Genomic DNA, 20,774 nt, shown 5'->3' with positions numbered 1-20,774 from the left:
ACAAGTGTTTGACAAACCGGATGAGGGTATTTAATAATAGGGAAGATTCCTTACTAAAAGGGGAGGAAAAAAATGGCTGATACGCTAGTAATCGTAGAATCCCCTACGAAGGCCAAAACCATTGGAAAATACCTGGGTAGTAAATATATCGTGAAAGCGTCTATCGGACATGTACGCGATTTGCCGAAAAGTCAAATGGGTGTAGACGTTACACATAATTTTGAACCCAAATACATAACCATTCGCGGCAAAGGCGATGTATTGAAGGGCTTAAAAGATGCCGCTAAAAAAGTAAAAAAAGTGTATCTCGCAGCCGACCCGGATCGCGAAGGGGAGGCAATTGCTTGGCATTTGGCGCAATACTTGGGTCTCGATTTGAATCAGCCGCTTCGTGTGGTATTTAATGAGATTACCAAAGATGCCATCAAAGAAGCGTTCAAGCATCCACGACACATAAACATGGACTTGGTAAATGCTCAACAGGCACGTCGTATTCTCGACAGACTGGTTGGCTACAATATTAGTCCAATTCTATGGAAAAAGGTTCGAAAAGGCTTGAGTGCTGGACGTGTTCAGTCAGTTGCGGTAAAGCTTATCATGGATCGTGAGCGGGAGATCCAAGAGTTTATTCCGGAAGAGTATTGGACAATTGCAAGTACATTAATTAGCGGCGGAAAAGAAATTAACGCGAAGTTCTATGGTTATGGCGATGAAAAGGTGGAGCTTCATTCGGAAGATGATGTAGCAGCGGTATTGAAACGAATGAAGAACAAACCATATGTGGTACAAAAGGTAACCAAGCGTGAGCGCAAGCGCAATCCTGCACCTCCTTTTATCACGAGTTCTTTACAGCAAGAGGCAGCGCGTAAGCTGAACTTCCGCACTTCTAAGACCATGCGAATTGCTCAAGAGCTCTATGAGGGGATCGACGTTGGCAATAAAGAAGGCGCAGTTGGTTTGATTACCTATATGCGTACGGACTCTACTCGCCTATCTGTAACTGCACAGAACGAAGCAAGGGATTACATACTTGAGAAATACGGTCCAGACTATGTGTTATCAGAGCCACGCAATCAGGCGAAAAACGAAAATGCTCAAGATGCTCACGAAGCAATCCGTCCAACTGGTGTGATGCGTACACCGGATGAAATCAAGGAATACTTGTCAAGAGATCAGTTGCGTTTGTATCGATTAATCTGGGAGCGTTTCCTTGCCAGTCAAATGTCATCTGCTGTTCTTGATACGATGAGCGTAGATATTGACGCAGGTGGAGTTACCTTCAGAGCAACGGGATCAAAAGTGAAGTTCCCTGGATTTATGAAGGTATACATTGAAGGAAACGATGATGGCACAGAGGAAGAAAGCTTCCTTCCGCCCATTGAAGAAGGACAAATCCTCGATCAGAAAGAAATCGAGCCGAGTCAGCACTTTACACAGCCACCACCACGATTCTCCGAAGCGCGCATGCTTAAATCGATGGAAGAGATGGGGATTGGACGTCCATCTACCTATGCGCCTACTTTAGAAACCATTCAAAAGCGGGGCTACGTGGCATTAGAGGAGAAGCGATTTGTCCCAACCGAGTTGGGCGAGATTGTGATCACGCTTGTCGAGGAGTTCTTCCCGGAGATTCTCAACGTAGAATTCACTGCGCATATGGAATCGGGCTTGGATAACATCGAAGCAGGAACCACCAATTGGGTGCAGGTGCTGGACGATTTTTATCAAGACTTTGCGAAGCGCGTAGTTGTTGCAGAAGAAGAAATGAAGGAAGTAGAGCTGAAAGTCGAAGAATCGGATGAAACATGTGAGCTTTGTGGCAGTGTGATGGTTTATAAGCTTGGTCGATTTGGCAAGTTTTTAGCTTGTTCCGGATTCCCGGATTGTCGTAATACGAAGCCGATTGTAAAAGAAATCGGCGTAAAATGTCCGCAGTGTGAAACCGGAGAGATTATCGAACGTAAATCTAAAAAGAGTCGTATTTTTTACGGTTGCAATCAATATCCGGAATGCGATTTTGTATCGTGGGACAAACCGATTGCCAGACCTTGTCCAAAATGCTCCAGCATGCTCGTGGAGAAAAAGCGCAAGAAGCAAGGAGTTAGCATAGTTTGCACCAAGTGTGATTATCAAGAAGAGGCAGACTCCTAAGCAGCCTGATTCGATTTTGTAGTTTGGAGGATTAACAGCATGTCACAACCAACAATTACAGTAGTGGGCGCTGGTCTCGCTGGTAGTGAGGCAGCATGGCAAATCGCGCAGGCGGGTGTAAAAGTAAAGCTGTATGAAATGAGACCGAAGACACAAACGCCTGCACATCATACCGATAAATTTGCAGAGTTGGTTTGCAGTAATTCATTGCGTGCTAACACGTTGACGAATGCAGTGGGTGTATTAAAGGAAGAAATGCGTCGGCTGAACTCTGTCATTATCGATTCGGCAGATCGTTGCGCGGTTCCAGCTGGAGGCGCGCTTGCCGTAGACAGACACGAATTTGCGGCTCATGTTACAGATGCCGTTCGTAATCATCCCTTAGTTGAGGTGGTTTCGGAAGAGATTACCGAAATTCCTGATGGGATTGTCGTAATTGCGACCGGGCCACTTACTTCTCCAGCTTTGTCTACAAAGTTAAAAGAGCTGACGGGTGAAGAATATCTGTACTTCTATGATGCAGCGGCACCCATTATCGAGAAAGATTCGATCGATATGAACAAGGTATTCATTGCTTCCAGATATGATAAAGGTGAAGCAGCCTACCTGAACTGCCCGATGACAGAAGAGGAGTTCAATCGCTTCTATGATGCGTTGATTTCTGCGGAAACTGTTCCATTGAAGGAGTTTGAAAAGGAGATCTTCTTCGAAGGCTGCATGCCGATTGAAGTATTGGCAAAGCGTGGGCACAAAACCATGACATTTGGTCCCATGAAGCCTGTGGGTCTGGTTGATCCACGGACAGGTAAAAAGTCTTATGCGGTTGTTCAACTTCGTCAGGACAATAGTGCTGCGACATTGTATAACATCGTAGGCTTCCAGACCCACCTGAAATGGCCGGATCAAAAAAGAGTCTTTTCACTCATTCCTGGGTTGGAAAACTGCGAAATCGTTCGTTATGGTGTCATGCACCGAAACACCTTTATCAATTCGCCAAAGCTTTTGAAGCCTACGTATCAGTATAAAGATCGGGAAACACTTTTCTTTGCTGGTCAAATGACTGGTGTAGAAGGATATGTGGAGTCAGCAGCATCTGGCTTGCTTGCGGGGATAAATGCAGCACGACTCGCAAAAGGGGAAGAATTGATCGAGCTTCCGCCAGAAACAATTATGGGCAGTATGGCTCGTTATATTACAACGGCAGATCCGAAGCATTTCCAACCGATGAACGCAAACTTCGGGCTTGTACCAGAATGGCCAGAAAGAATCCGAGACAAGCGTTTGAAAAATGAAAAGCTCGCTGAGCGGGCGCTAGATACAATTCAGAATTTTACACAAGAACGACACAATTAACATTGATATCCGATTTTCGTCTGTGTTACTATATAGGTGCTTCGAGGAGGGTGCATCCCGTATGGACTTTTCGCAACAAAATTCTGCGGATATTGAGATGTTTACCCGCTATTTGCGAGTTGAAAAAAACGCCTCTCCTCATACGGTGAAGCAGTATGTGGCAGATATCAGCGAATTTGTCTCCTTTATGGAACAGCACCAAATCACCGTATTTGCTGCTGTTTCTTATTTGCATGGTCGCTCCTTTCTCGCGCAATTGGCTGGTAGGGGGCTTTCCCGGCGAAGTATTGCCCGCAAGCTATCTAGTTTGCGTAGCTTGTACCGATTTCTGTTGCGTGAAGGTCAACTGGAACAGAACCCATTTCAACTAGTCTCCACTCCCAAAATGGAGAAGAAACTTCCTTCCTTTTTATATCCGCAAGAAGTTCAAGCTTTTTTCGATCTGCCTGATACAACCACTCCATTAGGAATTCGTGATCGGCTGATTTTTGAACTGTTGTATGCAAGCGGCATGCGTGTTACGGAGCTCACCACTTTATCTGTGAGTGATGTGAATCCGAGCATGGGAGTCGCCTTGGTTTATGGAAAAGGAGCGAAAGAACGATATGTGCCGGTTGGAAGTTATGCCTGCGACGTTCTTCGGCAATACCTAGAACATGGAAGAGAAAAACTGTTGGCTGGAAAAGTAGAACACGGCAATTTGCTGGTTAACTATCGGGGAGAACCGTTATCCGACCGTAGTGTTCGGCGGATTGTAGACAAATACGTAGAAACGTACGCTCTTCAATTGCGGGTTTCACCTCATACCTTTCGTCATACGTTTGCGACCCATATGTTGAATGGCGGCGCGGATCTGCGTACCGTGCAAGAATTACTGGGGCACGTTAATGTTTCGACGACACAGGTGTACACGCATGTGACCAAAGAGCGACTTCGGCATGTATATGACACCGCTCACCCACGAGCAAACCCGGGCAATACAGGTTCCGCCAATCGGACGACATAACGGGAGGAATCAGTGATGGAACAGTTTCACGCAACAACCATATTTGCTGTACAGCACAATGGGTCTGTAGCGATGGCCGGAGATGGTCAGGTTACTTTTGGCAACAGCATGGTAATGAAGCACGGTGCCAAAAAAGTAAGACGTCTATATCGCGGCGAAGTTTTAGCAGGATTCGCTGGCTCTGTTGCTGATGCCATTACGCTTTTTGAGAAGTTTGAAGGAAAGCTGGAGGAGTATCACGGCAATCTGCAGCGAGCTGCTGTAGAGCTGGCGAAAGAGTGGCGCATGGATAAAATTTTGCGTCGTTTGGAAGCTATGATGATTGTTGCCAATAAGGAGCATTTGCTGCTTATTTCCGGAAATGGCGAAATCATTGAGCCTGATGATGGGATTCTTGCAATTGGTTCTGGCGGTAGCTTTGCCCTTGCAGCAGGTCGTGCATTGAAAACATATGCGCCACATCTCGGCGCACGTGAAATTGCGGAAGCATCGCTTCGTACCGCTGCTGAAATTTGCGTGTTCACAAATAACAATCTTGTTGTGGATGAGTTGAATTGAGCGAAAGGGAGGAACCTACTGTGCTGAATCTTGAGCAATTAACCCCGCGTACGATCGTAGAGCATTTGGATAAATACATTGTCGGGCAGGCACAAGCCAAGAAAGCCATTGCTGTTGCGCTTCGCAACCGCTACCGTCGCAGTCGTTTGCCAGAGCAAATGATTGACGAGGTTGTTCCAAAAAACATCTTGATGATCGGACCTACTGGTGTTGGAAAAACGGAAATTGCACGTCGGATTGCAAAATTGACAGGTGCTCCTTTTATTAAGGTAGAAGCAACGAAGTTTACGGAAGTCGGTTATGTAGGACGAGATGTGGAATCGATGGTCCGTGATCTGGTGGAAGCTTCTATCCGTACGGTCAAACAGGAAAAAGTAGAGTCGGTGAAAGAGAAAGCCGAAAAGCTTGCGAATGAAGCGATTGTGAACGTACTTGTTCCATCTCGCAAGCAGTCGAACTCATTCAAAAATCCGTTGGAGATGTTCTTCGGTGGACAGCAGCACCAGCAACAGGATACCACTGATCAAGAAGAAGTATCGATTGAGCAGCAACGCAGACAAGTCATGTGGCAATTGACGAATGGCCAGTTAGAAGAGCAAATGATTGAGATTGAAGTCGAAGATCAATCACCTTCGATGTTTGACATGTTCCAGGTTCCGGGTACAGAACAAATGGGGATGCAAATGCAAGATATGCTCGGTAGCCTGATGCCTAAGCGGATGAAGAAACGAAAATTGCGAATAAAAGATGCGCGAAAGGTATTAATTCAGCAGGAAGCGCAAAAACTGGTGGATATGGACGAAGTTACGCAGGAGTCAATTCGTCGAGCTGAACAACACGGGATTATCTTCATTGACGAAATTGACAAGATTGCGGGTAAGGATGGACGTGGCCCGGATGTATCCCGTGAAGGAGTCCAGCGTGATATTTTACCCATTGTGGAAGGCTCAACTGTCATGACCAAGTATGGTCCAGTCAAAACAGATTATGTTCTGTTTATTGCAGCTGGTGCTTTTCACATGGCAAAACCATCAGATTTGATTCCGGAATTGCAAGGTCGTTTTCCGATTCGGGTGGAGCTGACTAGCTTGCGTGTTGAAGATTTTGTCCGAATTTTGACAGAGCCTAAAAACGCGTTGCTTAAGCAGTACGTAGCCCTCTTGGAAACGGAAGGTGTGCAAGTTGAATTTACACCGGAAGCCATTCAGGAACTCGCTCGTCTCGCTGCTGAGGTCAATCAGAGCACAGATAACATTGGTGCTAGACGATTGCACACTATATTGGAGAAGCTGCTGGAGGATCTCTCTTTTGAAGCCCCAGAAATCCACCTGGAAGTTGTACAGATTACCCCCGATTATGTTAAACAGAAATTAGGAACAATCGCGGGGAACAAAGACTTGAGTCAATATATTTTATAAACATTGGATAGGCAGCACATATAATTAGGAGGAAATACAGATGGATCTACTGTCAAAAACAAGAAGAATTAACCGCATGTTGCAGAAATCCGCGGGTCATGCCGTGAACTTCAATGAAATGTCGCAAGTTTTGAGTGACGTTATTGAAGCAAATACTTATGTTGTAAGCCGCAAAGGAAAACTTCTCGGCTTTGCGATTCACCAAGAGATGGATAACAGCCGTATGCGCAAAATGCTGGAAGAGCGTCGTTTTCCAGAAGAGTACAGCATGGGGTTACTGAAAGTAGATGAAACATCTGCTAACCTGGATGTAGATAGCCCATACACGATTTTCCCTGTTGAAATGAAAGAAGTATTCCGCACAGGTTGGACCACGCTTGTTCCAATCATGGGTGGAGGAGATCGTCTCGGTACGCTGATTTTGGGTCGTATTAACGATCAATTTGTCGATGACGACCTGATTCTTGCAGAAGTAGGGGCAACGGTAGTAGGCATGGAAATCTTGCGTGAGCGTTCTGAAGCAATCGAAGAAGAAGCGCGTAGCAAAGCAGTTGTACAAATGGCGATTGGTTCCCTCTCTTATAGCGAGTTGGAAGCAGTTGAGCATATTTTTGAAGAGCTCGAAGGCAAAGAAGGCTTACTTGTTGCCTCCAAAATCGCGGATCGCGTAGGAATTACCCGCTCCGTCATTGTAAACGCACTGCGCAAGCTGGAGAGTGCGGGTGTTATCGAATCCCGTTCTTTGGGAATGAAAGGTACCTTCATTAAGGTACTGAATGAAAAGCTGTTGCCTGAGCTGGAGAAGCTCAAAACCTCGTAATATACCTTGCGAAAAGTTACAAGAAAGTAAACAAAAGGTGTAGCAACTCAGGTTGCTGCACCTTTTCTCATGGGACTATAGTCCTAACAAAAGTAAAAAACGACACATTATTACCATAAAATATGTATTGATTTTTAATGCATGCTTCGACAATTGCAATGGTTTGAATATGGTTTCCTTGTAAAATGCAGTAAAAAAACAGGAAGGATAAGGGATTTAGTCCCATTGAATCATTTTGAAAAACGTCATGAAAAGGGGCTTTTTTGTCCAAATTGATTTTGCTATGATTGAATCGTATTAGGGTGTCGAAAATACAGGAAATATAGGTGGTTTTAGGGAAAAGAATTGACTCATATTGGGGGAGAAGGAAAAATGCTGGATAGTTACCATCTGCAGGTCCTGGAGAGATCACTCGACGCTGCAACATTGCGACATAGAACAATCGCAAACAATCTTGCCAACATAGACACCCCTCAATTCAAAAGTCAGCAAGTCATCTTCGAGAGCTTTTTGCAAGATGAGTTGAACGCAAGAGCGGGGAATGGCAAGTTAGAAGCGTATCGGACTAACCAACGACACATTCCGTTTGGAAATGCAGGGGGCGTTGCAGTACCACAGGTTGTGTCCAATCCGAATAACTTCATTCAGAACAGTGGCAATGATGTTGACTTGGAAACAGAAACAACAGAATTGGCAAAAAACCAAATTTGGTACAGCGGTTTAACGCAATTGACAGCAGGACATTTTCAGAAACTACGCAGTGTAATTGAGGGTGGGGGTAAATAAAGATGAGCTTGTTTCAGGGAATTAACACAAGTGCTTCTGCCTTAACAGCTAACCGCTTGCGATTGGATACGATTGCTGCCAATATTGCGAATGCGGAAACCACTCGAGCAAACTTCGTAGATGGAGCCTGGCAGCCATATCGCAGGAAAATGGTGGAGTTATCACCTCAAACAAATGGAACATTCGATAACTTCCTGCAAGCAGCCGTGGGGACGGTCTCGGGAAGTCGGGGTGGACAAGGCGTAAAGGTCACAGCGATTCAAGAAGACGATACTCCGTTTAAGCGAGTATATGATCCATCTCATCCAGATGCAGATCAAGACGGATATCTGTTAATGCCGAATGTCGACCCAATGAAAGAGATGGTGGACATGATCTCCGCATCAAGGTCATACGAAGCCAACGTGACAGCACTGAACGCTTCCAAATCGATGATGCTAAAAGCATTGGAAATCAAGTAAAGCGGGTGACAGTAAGAAATGGAAATGAGTGCAATATCCCAACTAACGCCAATTCGTACACCGAGTGTGAACAAGCCAACCCCAGCTGAAGTTTCCCAAGGATTCTCATCGTTTCTGTCGGATGCCATGAGTCAAGTGAATCAGGCGCAAGTAGAATCGTCGAATCTTGCCGACAAGTTTGCAGCGGGAGAAATTACCGATTTGCATCAAGTGACTGTTGCAGGTCAAAAAGCTTCCGTGATGCTACAAATGACTATGCAGGTCAGGAACAAGATGATTGAGTCTTATCAAGAAATCATGCGCATGTCGATTTGATCGTTGTTGGTATCCTTTGAGAGGTGAAACATGAACGAACGCTTAGCAGTATACAAAGACCGGTTTACATCAAAATGGAACCAATTTTCCAAGAAACAAAAATGGATGATTCTCGGTATTTCGCTCTTCCTCTTGATTTCTCTAGGTTTATACATATACATCGCTTCTCAGCCGGTGTACAAATCACTTTACAACCAAAAATTGAGTGAACAAGAAATCGGGACGATCAAGCAAGAGTTGGAAGCTTCACAAATCCCATACCAGATCACAGGGAATGGTACAAGTATCGAGGTTCCAGAAAAAATGGCACAGGATGTTATTGTCGATTTGGCTGCACAAGGTATTCCGAGTCAAGCAGGAATTAATGCGGAAATTTTCTCCAGTACCCTTGGAGTGACGGATCGCCAATTTGATGTCATGAAGAAAGAGGCATTGCAACAAGAGCTACGCAAGATGCTAGAACGTGTAAAAGGTGTACGCTCCGCACAAGTGATGATTACGTTGCCGCAGGAAAGCGTTTGGGTAACGGAGACTCCGGATACAGCGACGGCTTCTGTTATCGTGGATGTTGAACCTGGAACAACGCTTGATCAAAAGCAAATTAACTCGCTTTATCTGCTAGTTTCCCGAAGCGTTCCGAAGTTGCCGATGGAAGCGATTGCGATTACAGACCAGTATTCGAATCCACTAGAACGTTCCGAAGGTAATGAAAACGAAGGAACATTGAGTAGCTTTAAGCAACAGGAAACAATCAAAGCAGATGTTGAAAAGAAAATTCAACAAAACCTGTACAATTTGTTGGGTACAATCATGGGACGCGATAAAGTCATCGTCCATACGTTCCTCAAAATGAACTTTGACAAAGAAAATCGCGTAGAGAACATCGTTGAGGCCCCTGACAAAGAGAATAACGAAGGACTTATCATTTCTTCTCAAAAATTATCAAAAGCCTTCTCTGGACAAGGTCAACCTCCAGGGGGAATTGCAGGAACCAATAACAATGCAGTTACGAACTACCCGGGAGCTACCCCACAAGGAAGTAACAGTCAGTACGAAGAGTTGAATGATACGATTAACCGTGAAGTAAATCGCATTACACGAAATGTTACATCAAGTCCTTACAAGATCGAAGACATCACAATCAACGTTGGCGTAGAACCGCCAGCTGGTGGAACGTTGGATGCTGCTACGCTCGAGAGCATTAAACAAGTGTTGCGCAATGTTGTTCGTGTCACTTTAAGTGATCAGGTTACTGATTTATCGGATGCTGAGTTGGACAAGCATATTTCTGTACTTCCTCGTCAGTTCTCAGGAAAAGCTGAAATTGAGGATTCCAGTGCGCTAAGTCCTGCTGTTCTTTGGACAGTTGGTGGTATTGCAGTCTTGGCACTTGCTGCTGTTGCCTTCCTCGTTTATCGCAGACGCAGTCAAGCGAAGCAGCGACAAGAAGAAGAGGAATTGCCAGATTTGCTGACACCGTTAAACGCGGGCGAAATACCAGACTTGATTTACCAAGAAGACGGAGACCAGGTAGTGGTCAGAAAGCAACTTGAAAAATTGGCGCGAAGCAAACCAGATGAGTTTGTTGTTCTGCTTCGTACATGGTTAGCAGAAGATTAAGGAGTGAATGGTATGGCTCGCGGCGCTAAAGAGTTGTCAGGACGACAAAAAGCAGCTATCCTCCTCATCTCACTCGGGCCGGAAGTTTCTGCCCAGGTGTTCAAGCATTTGCGTGAGGATGAGATCGAGCAACTGACATTAGAAATCGCCAATGTGCGAAAAGTGGATACGGATGAAAAAGATAAAATTTTATCTGAATTTCACCAGATTGCAGTTGCCAAAGAGGTAATTGCACAAGGCGGGATTACTTACGCCAAAGAAATCTTGCAAAAAGCTTTGGGTGAGACCAAAGCAATGGATATTATCAATCGCTTGACGGCAAACCTTCAAGTTCGACCGTTTGACTTTGCTAGAAAAGCTGACCCAGGTCAAATCCTCAACTTTATCCAAAATGAGCATCCGCAGACGATTGCATTGGTGCTTTCTTATCTGGAGGCTCAACAAGCAGCCATGATCCTGTCGGCTCTTCCGCAAGAACGTCAAGCAGAGGTTGCGAAACGAATTGCGACAATGGATAGTACTTCACCGGAAGTAATCGCTCAAGTAGAACAAGTATTGGAGCAAAAGCTCTCTGCCACTGTTACCCAAGATTACACACAGGCAGGCGGGATCGAAGCGATCGTTGCTGTACTCAACGGTGTCGATCGTGGAACCGAACGCACGATTCTGGATTCCCTCGAAATTCAAGATCCAGAGCTGGCAGAAGAAATCAAGAAGCGTATGTTCGTCTTCGAAGATATTGCTACACTCGACAATCGTTCGATTCAACGCGTTATCCGCGATGTGGAAAATGCCGATCTGCAACTTTCTCTCAAAGTATCCAGCGAAGAAGTTCGGGAAGTTATTTTCCGGAACATGTCCAAACGGATGGCGGATACCTTCAAAGAAGAAATGGAGTTTATGGGCCCAGTTCGCCTTCGCGACGTCGAAGAGGCACAATCTCGTATCGTTGCAATTATCCGTCGCTTAGAGGAGGCTGGTGAGATCATCATCGCCCGCGGTGGAGGAGATGATATCATTGTCTAGGATCATCAAAAGCGCCAATTATCGGCCTTCTGAGGAATCTTTTCTCCTCTCGGTAACGCCTGTACCACTTAAGACGGAAGAAGTTGCCGAAAGGTTGCAAGAAAATCAAGAAATTTTTAATCAAGCTGAGATCGAGGCAAAAACGATCATCTCAGATGCAGAAGAAACCGCGCAAAACATCTTGCAGCAAGCTGCGGAGCAAGCAGAGCAAGTAAGACAAAAGACGCTTGCTCAGATGGAAGAATGGTGGGAACAAAAGCGTCAGGAAGCTGCGCAACTGTTTCAGCAAGTGCAAGAGCAGGCAATGACGGAAGGGCAAGAGGCAGGTTTCGAAGCGGGTAAACGTGAGGCATACGAGGAGCAAACAGCTTCACTCGTCCAAGCGAAAACCATTCTGGAACAAGCATTTGCCGAGAAAAAACAAATTATCGCTGAGGCGGAGCCTTTTCTAGTGGAACTCAGCATAGAAATTGCGAAAAAAATCATTGGACAGGAAGTGCAACAGTATCCCGAGCAGGTCCTGGAAATGACCAAAAAAGCACTCCGCCGCTCACGTGTTCATGGCGAGATTACAGTGTGCGTCAACCATAAGTACTTCGATTATGTGCTCGAGCATCGTGCTGGTTTTCTTGAATTGTTAGATGGACAAGCAGAGTTATCCATTTATCCTGACTATACCGTACAAGATGGTGGATGTGTCATCCGTACTGCCTTGGGGAGTGTCGATGCCCGCATCGATACACAAATGGAGGAGATTAAGCAGGCGTTGCTTACGATTGCCAGAGGAAGTGAGGCTCCATGAGCATCCTAGATCTCTCGAAGTACAAGCACATGCTGCATGGATTAGATCCGATGCGCGTGAATGGCAAAGTGACACAGGTTGTTGGGCTCACTATCGAGTCGCAAGGGCCAGAAGTGAAATTAGGCGAGATATGCCATCTATATCCGGCTAACACAAAGGAACCGATCATCGCAGAAGTGGTTGGCTTTCGTGAAAACAAAGTGCTGCTAATGCCATTAGGCGAATTGACCGAAATTGGTCCAGGTTGTGACGTGGTCGCGACAGGACGTTCGCTAGATGTCAAAGTTGGACCTGAAATATTGGGTTCGATCCTCGATGGATTGGGTCGGCCCTATCAAGGCTCACTTCCATTTGGGCTGACGTCCTATCCTACCAACAATATGCCGCCAAATCCTATCCTCCGACCGCGCATTCAAGAACCATTGAGTGTGGGAGTGAGAGCGATAGACGGTCTCCTTACCATCGGGAAAGGTCAGCGGGTCGGCATCTTCGCTGGATCAGGGGTAGGAAAAAGTACATTGATGGGAATGATTGCCCGAAATACTACGGCAGATATCAATGTGATTGGTCTCATTGGAGAACGCGGTCGTGAAGTCATGGAGTTTATCGAGCGGGATCTTGGGGAAGAAGGACTAAAGCGGTCTGTTGTTGTCGTGGCTACTTCCGATCAACCTGCCATGATTCGAATTAAGGGAGCGATGATTGCGACTTCCATAGCGGAATATTTCCGCGATCGTGGAATGAATGTCATGCTCATGATGGATTCCGTCACGCGCTTTGCGATGGCACAACGTGAGGTGGGCTTGGCAATCGGAGAACCGCCGGCTACGCGTGGTTATACGCCATCGGTGTTTGCGATGCTGCCAAAGCTGATGGAGCGTGCCGGAACAGCGGATAAGGGAAGTATTACTGCCTTTTATACCGTATTAGTTGATTCTGACGACATGAATGATCCAATTGCGGATGCGGCGCGGGGGATTTTGGACGGTCACATCGTTCTTGACCGGAAAATCGCTCATAAAGGTCACTTTCCTGCCATTGATGTGATGGCGAGCGTAAGTCGTGTCATGAATGAAATCGTCGATAGTAACCATTTGGATGCTGCTCGTCAGCTGAAAAAACATTTGGCTACGTTTCGTGAAGCGGAGGACCTCATAAATATTGGGGCGTATAAGCCGGGTAGCAATCGGGAAATCGATGCAGCCATTCGCTATCGTGATATCATTTCTGGTTTTACGGCACAAGGAACACATGAACCGTCTACTTTGCAGGGCGCTATCCAAGCATTGACAGCTCATTTCGGAGGAGTGAACTAACGTGCGTGTATTTCAGTTTCATCTCCAAAAGGTTCTTGATTTAAAGGAAAAAGAAAAAGAACAAGCAGAGTGGGCTTTCGGAAAGTCGATCCAGCGTAAAAACGAAGAAGAGTGGAAGCTTTCTCAACTAACTGAGCATCATGACGAGATGACGTTGAAGCTCCAGGAAGTACAGATGCAAACATGCAGTGCTGCGCAGCTCATTTCCATTACGCAATATCAGCAAACTGTTGCGAGATCCATTCAGAATCAGCAACGTACCTTGCATGGTTGTGAACAGGATGTGGAACGCTGTCAATCACGATTGACGGAACGTATGAAAGAATCCCAACTATGGCAACGCCTTCGGGAAAAGTCGCTCCACCAATTTCTGGACGACCAGAAGCAGAGAGAGCAAAAAGAGTTGGATGAGATCGGTACGCAGCTCTATCTTCGCCGAAGCTACTGAGGGAGGTTCCAAATGGAAGAAATCCAAGAAGAACGGGAATACGGCAGGTGGGAATGGTTCTTTTATATGATTGTCATTCCTGCACTGTTTGCCAGCCTCCTTGGCGGTGTGCTCCTGAGTTTGCTCGGAGTAAACGTGTTAGGAAATGTTCTCCACTGGGCTAACTCCATACCGTACGTGGAAAAATTAGTCCCAGACGAATATGCGACAGCTCCCGACTCAGAAGAACAACCTAATATGGACAAGCAAGTGGCAACCCTACAGCAAGATCATGCAAAAAACCAGCAGCAGATTACCGCTTTAAAAGAAGAGTCAGCGAAGAAAGACGCGACCATTGCGGCACTGGAAAAGCAACTCGATGATGTAAACCAGGCAATGGAAGACAAGCGTGCGACTGAGGAAGAACGTCAAAAGCAATTTACAGACTTGGCAAAAGTGTATACAACCATGTCTCCAAAGAATGCGGCAGCCATCATTGAAAATCTAAAACTGGAGGAGTCAGTTACCGTCATGACAAAAATGAAGCCTGCACAACAGGCAGACATTTTGGCCAAGATGGAACCGAAGAAAGCAGCCGATATTTCGATCTTATTAAAAGATTCAGTAGTGAACAAAGATGATGACATTGCAGCTCTGCAACAACGTGTTGATGTGCTGACAAAGGCATTAAGCGATACGCGTGATGGTTCTGAATCTGCAGAGGATCTAAAAAAGACATTCGCACAAATGCCTCCAGCTGATGGAGCTGCTATCATTCGTTCACTGATGAAGACAAACCAAAGCCAAGCCATTGTCTTAATGAAAAATTTGCCTGTGGATAAACGGGCGCAAACTCTCTCTGCGATCGCCAATGATGACAAGAAAGAAGATGACAATCTGGCGGCTCGCATCACGACAGAGTTGCTTCGAAAATAGATGGAGTAATCATCTGTTTTCGTTTCTATAAGCAACAAATCAAAAAGAGGAGGTGAACGAGATGAATGTGGCCAATTTGACCCCTGCAGTAGGATCAGCAGGATCTGTAACAGCGACACCTGTAGCGAATGCGGAAGGAACTGGTTTAGGTCAATTGTTTTCCATGCAATTGATGCAAGTGATGGATCAGGTGGGGAACGCAGAAGAGACAACGGTTGCGTCCGAGGGTTTAAGTGAAGAGGATATGCAAGCATTAGCTGATCTCATGGCATTACTAGCCCAATTGCTTGGATCTGGTCAAGCTACGCAAGACGAATTACCGACTGATGCCCAGCAAAAATTTGCAGATGCGGTTGACCAGCTCTTGGGTAAAGCGCTAGGAGATGCTGGTCAAGTGAGTGAGGATTTAAAGCAGATTCTAGCTAACCTGAAAAAAGGGGAAGCAACTTCAGACGAACTGAATAAGCTGGCAGCTCTTCTCGAATCCCTGAAGAATCAAAAAGGAAATGCTGATGAGTCAAAAAGAAGTGCACTGAACCTGCGATCTGATGTGTTAGGAAACATGAACACAACCCAGCAGGACACGTTTAAGACGATTTCTTCACTCCGATTGAACCAAGGTCTCTCGGCTTACAAGCTGGAGGCAGGGATTCAGTCTCAAACTGTACAGCCTACCCTGCAAGCCGGCCTTTTGAATCAAGAGGGCGATGCTCAAGAGGGTCAGTTGAATGGAAATGGTCAGACACCAATTATTGCTACACCTAATACACAGACACAATCTGTCCAAACCTTTTCACAGCAGTCGGTTCCAACACATCATGTGAACGCCAATCAACTGACACAGCAAGTCACGCAACTTTTCGTGTCCAAAATGCAGTTGACGCAAAATAATGGCATACATGAGGCAAGGCTGATTCTCAATCCACAAGCCCTGGGCCAAGTAGATGTAACAATTACTTCCCAAAATGGTGTGATTACAGCACAGTTCCATGCCGAAACACAAGCTGGAAAAGAAATGCTGGACAATCAACTGCCACAGCTTCGAGCTGCCTTGGCACAACAAGGCTTGCAGGTTGATCGTTTAGAAGTAAACCAGCAGCAGGATACCACTTTTAACTTTCAACAGCAGCGTGAACAGGCACGACAACAACAAGAGAATCGACAACAGCAAGATAAAGACGAGCAAGAATTTGCTCTCGATGCCCTAGTTGACAGCAATGAATCAACAGAAGTGCTATGGAATCGATTGCGGGAAACGGCTCGCGGCATTGACGACATCGTCTAGGATTGGATAAAGGAGGAAGTGCCATGACCCATTTTCGTGTGGGGCAACCCTATTTTCCTCCGAAAACGAATCACGTCGCAAAAGCTACTACCCAAACTGCTTCGGGAAGCAACAAGTTATTTCAGCAGTATTTGACGGAATCGATTGGAGCTATAACCAAGGCGGAACCACTTAGCTTCAGTCAACATGCCGTCAATCGCTTGCAGGAGCGGGGCATTACACTAGAAAGACAGCAGATGGAGCGTTTGGAATCCGCTGTGCAAAAAGCAGCCGCCAAAGGCGCCAGAGAGTCTCTCATTATGATGGATAATGTGGCCTACGTCGTGAGCATCGTAAATCGGAAAATTATTACCGCCGTAGACGATGGCAGCATGAAGGACAACGTATTTACTAACATTGACAGTGCCATTTTCGTGTAGGTGGCTGTTTACGGGCTGGACCTTCTTTTGAGGAAGCCCATTCGGCTACTGACTGACAGAGGTAGCCGCTGTAATTGAGAAGGTAAAGGAGGAAATAACTATGCTTCGCTCTATGTACTCAGGTATTTCAGGCTTGCGTGGTTTTCAAACTAAGCTGGATGTTATCGGTAACAATATCGCGAACGTAAACACCGTGGGCTTCAAAAAGGGTCGTGTTATGTTCCAAGATATTTTGAGCCAAAACGTTCAAGGGGCTGGGGCTTCAACAGATGATAAGGGAGGAACAAACCCGCTTCAAATTGGTCTGGGTTCATCCATTGCCTCCGTTGATACTGTATTTTCAACTGGTAGCCCGATGACAACAAACTTGCCAACAGATCTCTCCATTGAGGGAGACGCCTTTTTTATGGTGAGAGCAAGTGATGATTCACCAATTTACTACACACGTGCGGGTAATTTTACACGTGACTCTCAGGGATTCTTGGTTAATCCACAGGGATACAAATTGCTAGATTCTGGTGGAACGCCAATTCAGATTGATCAGGAGGCTGGTGTCGTCTCCTATTCGATCGGGAAAAATGGTGTCATTACAACGGTAGACGATGCTGGGGAACTTACCTCAGATATTACGATTGGTGTCATGACTTTTAACAACCCTGGTGGATTAAAGAAAATCGGAAACTCTCTTTATGAGAACACAGTCAATGCAGGCGCGAGAGCAGGAGCCCCTGATACTCCTGTCACTCCAGGAGATGCAAGTGTAAACATCATCGCAGGGCAACTGGAAATGTCCAACGTTGACCTTTCGGAAGAATTTACAGAAATGATCGTGGCACAACGCGGTTTCCAAGCAAACTCACGGATCATCACGACATCTGACACAGTATTGGAAGAACTGGTGAACCTGAAACGATAATTTCGTTTAACGGAAAAGCCGGGGAAGTGTTCTAAGCCTTCCCCAGCTTGATCCGGAAAGGAGCAGCCAATGATTAAGTTAACGCGGTTTAACGGTTCTACTTTTTATCTGAACATCACTCACATTGAAACTGTTGAAGGAACTCCGGATAGCGTAATTACGCTGTTCAACGACAGAAAGTACATCGTGAAGGATTCGGTGGAATCCATCGCTGAACGTGTTCAGGCTTTTTATCATAATGTTCCTCCGGCAACTTCTATACCGAAAATGCCGGGTGATTCAAATGAATAGCGGGAGGCATTAGCGATGTTTCAAAATCGATTGTTTAACATGGCTCTAATCATTATCATCGCGATATCGCTACTGGGAGTGATCTCGTTTGTTCTCTGGCAAACCTATCTCTCTCCAGCTGCGCAAACAGCTTCGACGGAAGAGCAAGAAGTAAAGCCGCTCACGGCAGAGGAAATAAAAGAATTCTCCGTTGACACTGGCGAAATTACTACGAACTTGCTAACAAATAATTACATGATTGTACGCTTTAGCATTACGGCTGACAGTTCTGCTGCCAAAACAGAGTTGGAACAGCGTTTGCCGCAAGTCAATCAGGTGATTATTAAAACATTGGCGGGGTTGACACCAGAAGACATAAAAGGAACTGAAGGTGTGAACAAGCTGGAAGCAAAAATTATGAATGAAATCAGCTCCCTGATGCAAGAGGGTAAGATTGTTCAAGTAGTGACAACCAAACGCGTCTTGTCATAGGAAGCGATTATGGTATACATAGCAAGGAGGTGACGACATATGGCCGAGGTTCTCTCACAGAGTGAGATTGATGCGCTGTTGGCCGCCCTATCTTCGGGCGAAATGGATGCCAACGAGCTGAAAAAGGAAGAAACTGAGCGTAAAGTCAAAGTATATGATTTCAAACGCGCCCTGCGATTCTCGAAAGATCAGATCCGTGGGTTAACGCGAATCCATGAAAACTACGCGAGGCTGTTGACTACGTATTTTTCAGCTCAGCTCCGTACCTTCGTGCAAATTACGGTTGCCTCCGTCGATCAATTGCCGTATGACGAATTTATACGTTCTATTCCCAAGATGACCATCTTGAACATCTTTGAAGCTCCTCCGCTGGAAGGACGAATGGTTTTGGAAGTAAATCCAAACATCGCCTATACCATGTTGGATCGACTTCTGGGAGGACAGGGGGCGATTCCGGAAAAAATGGGCGCCCTTACGGAAATTGAAACAACGGTGATGGAACGCGTATTCGGCAAAGCGCTGGATACTTTCCACGAGGCATGGAAGCAAATCATTGAACTGGACCCGTATCAGGAAGGCTTGGAGATGAATCCGCAATTCATGCAGATCGTCTCACCTAATGAGATTGTCGTGGTAATCTCTTTTAGTACCAAAATCGGAGACACAACAGGAATGATCAATCTCTGTTTGCCTCACGTGGTACTGGAGCCAATCATGACAAAGTTGTCTGGACAATACTGGTTCTCCAAACAGAAGAAAACGCGGGATGAAGAAGAGCGCCTGCGTGTAGAAGAGCGAGTAAAAGTTGCAAAATTGCCGATTGTTGCTGAGATGGGAACAGCTACGATTACTGTAGGAGATTTCTTGCAGCTACAAAAAGGCGACGTCATTCAATTAGATCAATCGATCGACAACAAGTTGAAAATTAAAGTTGGCGACCACTTAAAGTTCTTGGGTCAGCCAGGAACACATAAAGGAAGAGTTGCCGTACAGATTGATGAAGTCATAGAGGAGGGGGAGGAACAAAATGAGTAGAGATATGCTTTCTCAAGACGAGATTGACGCGCTGTTACGTGCGAACAACTTGGTTGAGGACGAAGAGGAAGCTGTATCGGCAGTGACCCAGGATGTTGCCGATTTTCTGTCCCCGTTTGAACAGGATGCACTCGGAGAAATTGGCAATATCTCCTTTGGGAGCGCAGCTACTGCGTTATCTACTTTGTTAAGTCAAAAGGTAGATATTACAACCCCTACTGTTTCCGTAGTCAATGTCGATGAATTGGAAAGCGAATTTCCGATTCCTCACGTGGCTGTCCACGTGGAATATACAGATGGATTCAAAGGAATTAACCTGCTCGTCATTCGCATGGAAGATGCTGCTGTTATCGCGGATCTGATGATGGGCGGAGATGGTAGACCAGCGAGCACTGAAATGTCTGAGCTTCATATCAGCGCGGTTCAGGAAGCAATGAATCAGATGATGGGCTCCGCTGCTACGTCCATGTCGACGATTTTCAACCAGTTCATTAATATTACGCCACCAGGCATCGATGTAATGGATCTGGCGCAAGGCAAGGGTGGAGACAGTTTCTCTGATGATGACAGTCCTCTGGTGAAAGTATCTTTTCGCTTAAAGGTAGGAGAACAAGGAGAACTTATCGATTCAAATATCATGCAGCTTCTCCCGCTTTCCTTTGCGAAAAAGATGATTGATCGACTGGTTGGAGGTTCAGAGGATGAAGCAGCAGCAGCGGCCCTCATAGACGAGATAGAGATGCCTTCTCTGCCTGCTATGAGTCTGTCGGCTCCTTCTGCCCAACCAAGTGTGCAAGAACAACCACAGAGCCACGTGCCGCCTGTAGCGCCGCCGCCACAGCAACCGCCGATGTATCAGCAACCGCCGGGTTACGTACAGCCGTCGATGTATCCTGACGCGTATGGACAACCAATGATGCCACCAGGCTACGCTCCGTACCCAGGTATGTATCAGCAGCCTCCAATGGCTCCGTCAACACCACAGCATTTCGGAGGTCCAGCCGCTAGCCAGGCGAATGTAGTACCAGCACAATTTGCGCCACTTGGAGGTGCTCCTATGTATACAGGAGATATACAGAACTTGAACTTGCTTCACGATATTCCATTACAAGTAACAGTTGAGTTAGGACGTACGAAAAAGCTTATTAGAGAAATCCTTGACTTGTCCGCTGGATCGATTATACAGTTGGACAAGCTGGCAGGTGAGCATGTAGACATATTGGTGAACAACAAATTAATTGCCAAGGGCGAGGTTGTCGTCATTGATGAGAACTTTGGCGTTCGTGTTACAGACATCATCAGTCAGATAGATCGTGTTCAAAAATTACAATAAACCAATTAAGTGGGAAGCATTAGGGAGGA

General features: G+C 45.9%; 22 protein-coding genes. All 22 read left to right on the top strand.

From position 1 onward, the window contains the following. Positions 1 to 72 precede the first annotated feature (72 nt). The 22 genes from topA to fliY all read left to right on the top strand — a co-directional run bounded on the left by topA (position 73) and on the right by fliY (position 20,745). The gene (gene topA, locus ACUUHJ_RS18880) at positions 73 to 2,151 is read left to right on the top strand and encodes a type I DNA topoisomerase (RefSeq protein WP_289673459.1); all 2,079 of its coding nucleotides are present in this window, start codon (positions 73 to 75) and stop codon (positions 2,149 to 2,151) included. 39 nt (positions 2,152 to 2,190) lie between these two features. After that, complete coding sequence (gene trmFO, locus ACUUHJ_RS18875) at positions 2,191 to 3,504, top strand: FADH(2)-oxidizing methylenetetrahydrofolate--tRNA-(uracil(54)-C(5))-methyltransferase TrmFO (protein ID WP_289673457.1); 1,314 nt, start codon at positions 2,191 to 2,193, stop codon at positions 3,502 to 3,504. 61 nt (positions 3,505 to 3,565) lie between these two features. Continuing rightward, complete coding sequence (gene xerC, locus ACUUHJ_RS18870) at positions 3,566 to 4,510, top strand: tyrosine recombinase XerC (protein WP_172140486.1); 945 nt, start codon at positions 3,566 to 3,568, stop codon at positions 4,508 to 4,510. Positions 4,511 to 4,525: 15 nt separating this feature from the next. Further along, entirely contained in the window at positions 4,526 to 5,068 is a 543-nt protein-coding gene (gene hslV, locus ACUUHJ_RS18865) for an ATP-dependent protease subunit HslV (protein ID WP_015891764.1), read from the top strand. Positions 5,069 to 5,088: 20 nt separating this feature from the next. Continuing rightward, positions 5,089 to 6,486: an ATP-dependent protease ATPase subunit HslU gene (gene hslU / locus ACUUHJ_RS18860; RefSeq protein ID WP_289673456.1), complete on the top strand. Its 1,398-nt coding sequence runs from the start codon at positions 5,089 to 5,091 to the stop codon at positions 6,484 to 6,486. A gap of 40 nt (positions 6,487 to 6,526) precedes the next feature. Then, the gene (gene codY, locus ACUUHJ_RS18855) at positions 6,527 to 7,306 is read left to right on the top strand and encodes a GTP-sensing pleiotropic transcriptional regulator CodY (RefSeq protein WP_016743316.1); all 780 of its coding nucleotides are present in this window, start codon (positions 6,527 to 6,529) and stop codon (positions 7,304 to 7,306) included. 372 nt (positions 7,307 to 7,678) lie between these two features. Next, positions 7,679 to 8,092: a flagellar basal body rod protein FlgB gene (gene flgB, locus ACUUHJ_RS18850; RefSeq protein WP_289673455.1), complete on the top strand. Its 414-nt coding sequence runs from the start codon at positions 7,679 to 7,681 to the stop codon at positions 8,090 to 8,092. A 2-nt stretch (positions 8,093 to 8,094) separates the two neighbouring features. Then, positions 8,095 to 8,553 (top strand): flagellar basal body rod protein FlgC, encoded by a 459-nt coding sequence (gene flgC / locus ACUUHJ_RS18845; protein ID WP_289673454.1) that lies wholly within the window; start codon positions 8,095 to 8,097, stop codon positions 8,551 to 8,553. A gap of 18 nt (positions 8,554 to 8,571) precedes the next feature. Then, positions 8,572 to 8,868 carry a flagellar hook-basal body complex protein FliE gene (gene fliE / locus ACUUHJ_RS18840; RefSeq protein ID WP_472299613.1) on the top strand — a complete coding sequence of 99 codons (297 nt, stop codon included), beginning with the start codon at positions 8,572 to 8,574 and terminating at the stop codon, positions 8,866 to 8,868. Positions 8,869 to 8,898: 30 nt separating this feature from the next. Then, a complete protein-coding gene (fliF, locus tag ACUUHJ_RS18835; protein ID WP_289673452.1) occupies positions 8,899 to 10,488 on the top strand; it encodes a flagellar basal-body MS-ring/collar protein FliF in 1,590 nt (529 codons plus the stop codon). Positions 10,489 to 10,500: 12 nt separating this feature from the next. Next, positions 10,501 to 11,514: a flagellar motor switch protein FliG gene (fliG, locus tag ACUUHJ_RS18830; RefSeq protein WP_007719331.1), complete on the top strand. Its 1,014-nt coding sequence runs from the start codon at positions 10,501 to 10,503 to the stop codon at positions 11,512 to 11,514. Continuing rightward, entirely contained in the window at positions 11,498 to 12,316 is an 819-nt protein-coding gene (gene fliH, locus ACUUHJ_RS18825) for a flagellar assembly protein FliH (protein WP_289673451.1), read from the top strand. The genes fliG and fliH overlap by 17 nt, the downstream gene beginning before the upstream one ends. Next, positions 12,313 to 13,632 (top strand): flagellar protein export ATPase FliI, encoded by a 1,320-nt coding sequence (fliI, locus tag ACUUHJ_RS18820; protein WP_016743320.1) that lies wholly within the window; start codon positions 12,313 to 12,315, stop codon positions 13,630 to 13,632. Before fliH ends, fliI begins: the two co-directional genes overlap by 4 nt. A 1-nt stretch (position 13,633) precedes the next feature. Next, positions 13,634 to 14,080, top strand: a complete 447-nt coding sequence (gene fliJ, locus ACUUHJ_RS18815; RefSeq protein ID WP_289673450.1) for a flagellar export protein FliJ — start codon at positions 13,634 to 13,636, stop codon at positions 14,078 to 14,080. Positions 14,081 to 14,092: 12 nt separating this feature from the next. Beyond that, a complete protein-coding gene (locus tag ACUUHJ_RS18810; protein ID WP_289673449.1) occupies positions 14,093 to 14,995 on the top strand; it encodes a MotE family protein in 903 nt (300 codons plus the stop codon). A 61-nt stretch (positions 14,996 to 15,056) separates the two neighbouring features. Beyond that, positions 15,057 to 16,280 carry a flagellar hook-length control protein FliK gene (locus ACUUHJ_RS18805; RefSeq protein WP_289673448.1) on the top strand — a complete coding sequence of 408 codons (1,224 nt, stop codon included), beginning with the start codon at positions 15,057 to 15,059 and terminating at the stop codon, positions 16,278 to 16,280. 23 nt (positions 16,281 to 16,303) lie between these two features. Next, positions 16,304 to 16,699 carry a TIGR02530 family flagellar biosynthesis protein gene (locus ACUUHJ_RS18800; RefSeq protein WP_289673447.1) on the top strand — a complete coding sequence of 132 codons (396 nt, stop codon included), beginning with the start codon at positions 16,304 to 16,306 and terminating at the stop codon, positions 16,697 to 16,699. Positions 16,700 to 16,799: 100 nt separating this feature from the next. Continuing rightward, complete coding sequence (gene flgG / locus ACUUHJ_RS18795; protein WP_289673446.1) at positions 16,800 to 17,615, top strand: flagellar basal body rod protein FlgG; 816 nt, start codon at positions 16,800 to 16,802, stop codon at positions 17,613 to 17,615. Positions 17,616 to 17,684: 69 nt separating this feature from the next. Next, positions 17,685 to 17,906 (top strand): flagellar FlbD family protein, encoded by a 222-nt coding sequence (locus ACUUHJ_RS18790; protein ID WP_289673445.1) that lies wholly within the window; start codon positions 17,685 to 17,687, stop codon positions 17,904 to 17,906. A gap of 15 nt (positions 17,907 to 17,921) precedes the next feature. Next, complete coding sequence (locus tag ACUUHJ_RS18785) at positions 17,922 to 18,377, top strand: flagellar basal body-associated FliL family protein (RefSeq protein ID WP_289673444.1); 456 nt, start codon at positions 17,922 to 17,924, stop codon at positions 18,375 to 18,377. A 39-nt stretch (positions 18,378 to 18,416) separates the two neighbouring features. Continuing rightward, complete coding sequence (gene fliM / locus ACUUHJ_RS18780) at positions 18,417 to 19,412, top strand: flagellar motor switch protein FliM (protein ID WP_016743325.1); 996 nt, start codon at positions 18,417 to 18,419, stop codon at positions 19,410 to 19,412. Continuing rightward, positions 19,405 to 20,745, top strand: coding sequence for a flagellar motor switch phosphatase FliY (fliY, locus tag ACUUHJ_RS18775; RefSeq protein ID WP_289673443.1), 1,341 nt, complete (start codon positions 19,405 to 19,407; stop codon positions 20,743 to 20,745). The genes fliM and fliY overlap by 8 nt, the downstream gene beginning before the upstream one ends. The last annotated feature ends 29 nt before the right edge of the window (positions 20,746 to 20,774 follow it).

The sequence above is a fragment of the Brevibacillus schisleri genome, assembly GCF_055685845.1.
This window is presented reverse-complemented; position numbering and strand designations above follow the sequence as displayed.

Excerpts from the sequence above, each read along its gene's own strand:
- ACUUHJ_RS18805 (WP_289673448.1), top strand. The coding sequence starts at position 15,057 with ATGAATGTGGCCAATTTGACCCCTGCAGTAGGATCAGCAGGATCTGTA.
- fliY (WP_289673443.1), top strand. The coding sequence starts at position 19,405 with ATGAGTAGAGATATGCTTTCTCAAGACGAGATTGACGCGCTGTTACGT.
- ACUUHJ_RS18790 (WP_289673445.1), top strand. The coding sequence starts at position 17,685 with ATGATTAAGTTAACGCGGTTTAACGGTTCTACTTTTTATCTGAACATC.
- flgC (WP_289673454.1), top strand. The coding sequence starts at position 8,095 with ATGAGCTTGTTTCAGGGAATTAACACAAGTGCTTCTGCCTTAACAGCT.
- fliI (WP_016743320.1), top strand. The coding sequence starts at position 12,313 with ATGAGCATCCTAGATCTCTCGAAGTACAAGCACATGCTGCATGGATTA.
- fliM (WP_016743325.1), top strand. The coding sequence starts at position 18,417 with ATGGCCGAGGTTCTCTCACAGAGTGAGATTGATGCGCTGTTGGCCGCC.
- fliF (WP_289673452.1), top strand. The coding sequence starts at position 8,899 with ATGAACGAACGCTTAGCAGTATACAAAGACCGGTTTACATCAAAATGG.
- fliH (WP_289673451.1), top strand. The coding sequence starts at position 11,498 with ATGATATCATTGTCTAGGATCATCAAAAGCGCCAATTATCGGCCTTCT.
- ACUUHJ_RS18785 (WP_289673444.1), top strand. The coding sequence starts at position 17,922 with ATGTTTCAAAATCGATTGTTTAACATGGCTCTAATCATTATCATCGCG.
- flgG (WP_289673446.1), top strand. The coding sequence starts at position 16,800 with ATGCTTCGCTCTATGTACTCAGGTATTTCAGGCTTGCGTGGTTTTCAA.
- trmFO (WP_289673457.1), top strand. The coding sequence starts at position 2,191 with ATGTCACAACCAACAATTACAGTAGTGGGCGCTGGTCTCGCTGGTAGT.
- flgB (WP_289673455.1), top strand. The coding sequence starts at position 7,679 with ATGCTGGATAGTTACCATCTGCAGGTCCTGGAGAGATCACTCGACGCT.
- hslV (WP_015891764.1), top strand. The coding sequence starts at position 4,526 with ATGGAACAGTTTCACGCAACAACCATATTTGCTGTACAGCACAATGGG.
- fliG (WP_007719331.1), top strand. The coding sequence starts at position 10,501 with ATGGCTCGCGGCGCTAAAGAGTTGTCAGGACGACAAAAAGCAGCTATC.
- fliE (WP_472299613.1), top strand. The coding sequence starts at position 8,572 with ATGGAAATGAGTGCAATATCCCAACTAACGCCAATTCGTACACCGAGT.
- ACUUHJ_RS18810 (WP_289673449.1), top strand. The coding sequence starts at position 14,093 with ATGGAAGAAATCCAAGAAGAACGGGAATACGGCAGGTGGGAATGGTTC.
- codY (WP_016743316.1), top strand. The coding sequence starts at position 6,527 with ATGGATCTACTGTCAAAAACAAGAAGAATTAACCGCATGTTGCAGAAA.
- ACUUHJ_RS18800 (WP_289673447.1), top strand. The coding sequence starts at position 16,304 with ATGACCCATTTTCGTGTGGGGCAACCCTATTTTCCTCCGAAAACGAAT.
- topA (WP_289673459.1), top strand. The coding sequence starts at position 73 with ATGGCTGATACGCTAGTAATCGTAGAATCCCCTACGAAGGCCAAAACC.
- xerC (WP_172140486.1), top strand. The coding sequence starts at position 3,566 with ATGGACTTTTCGCAACAAAATTCTGCGGATATTGAGATGTTTACCCGC.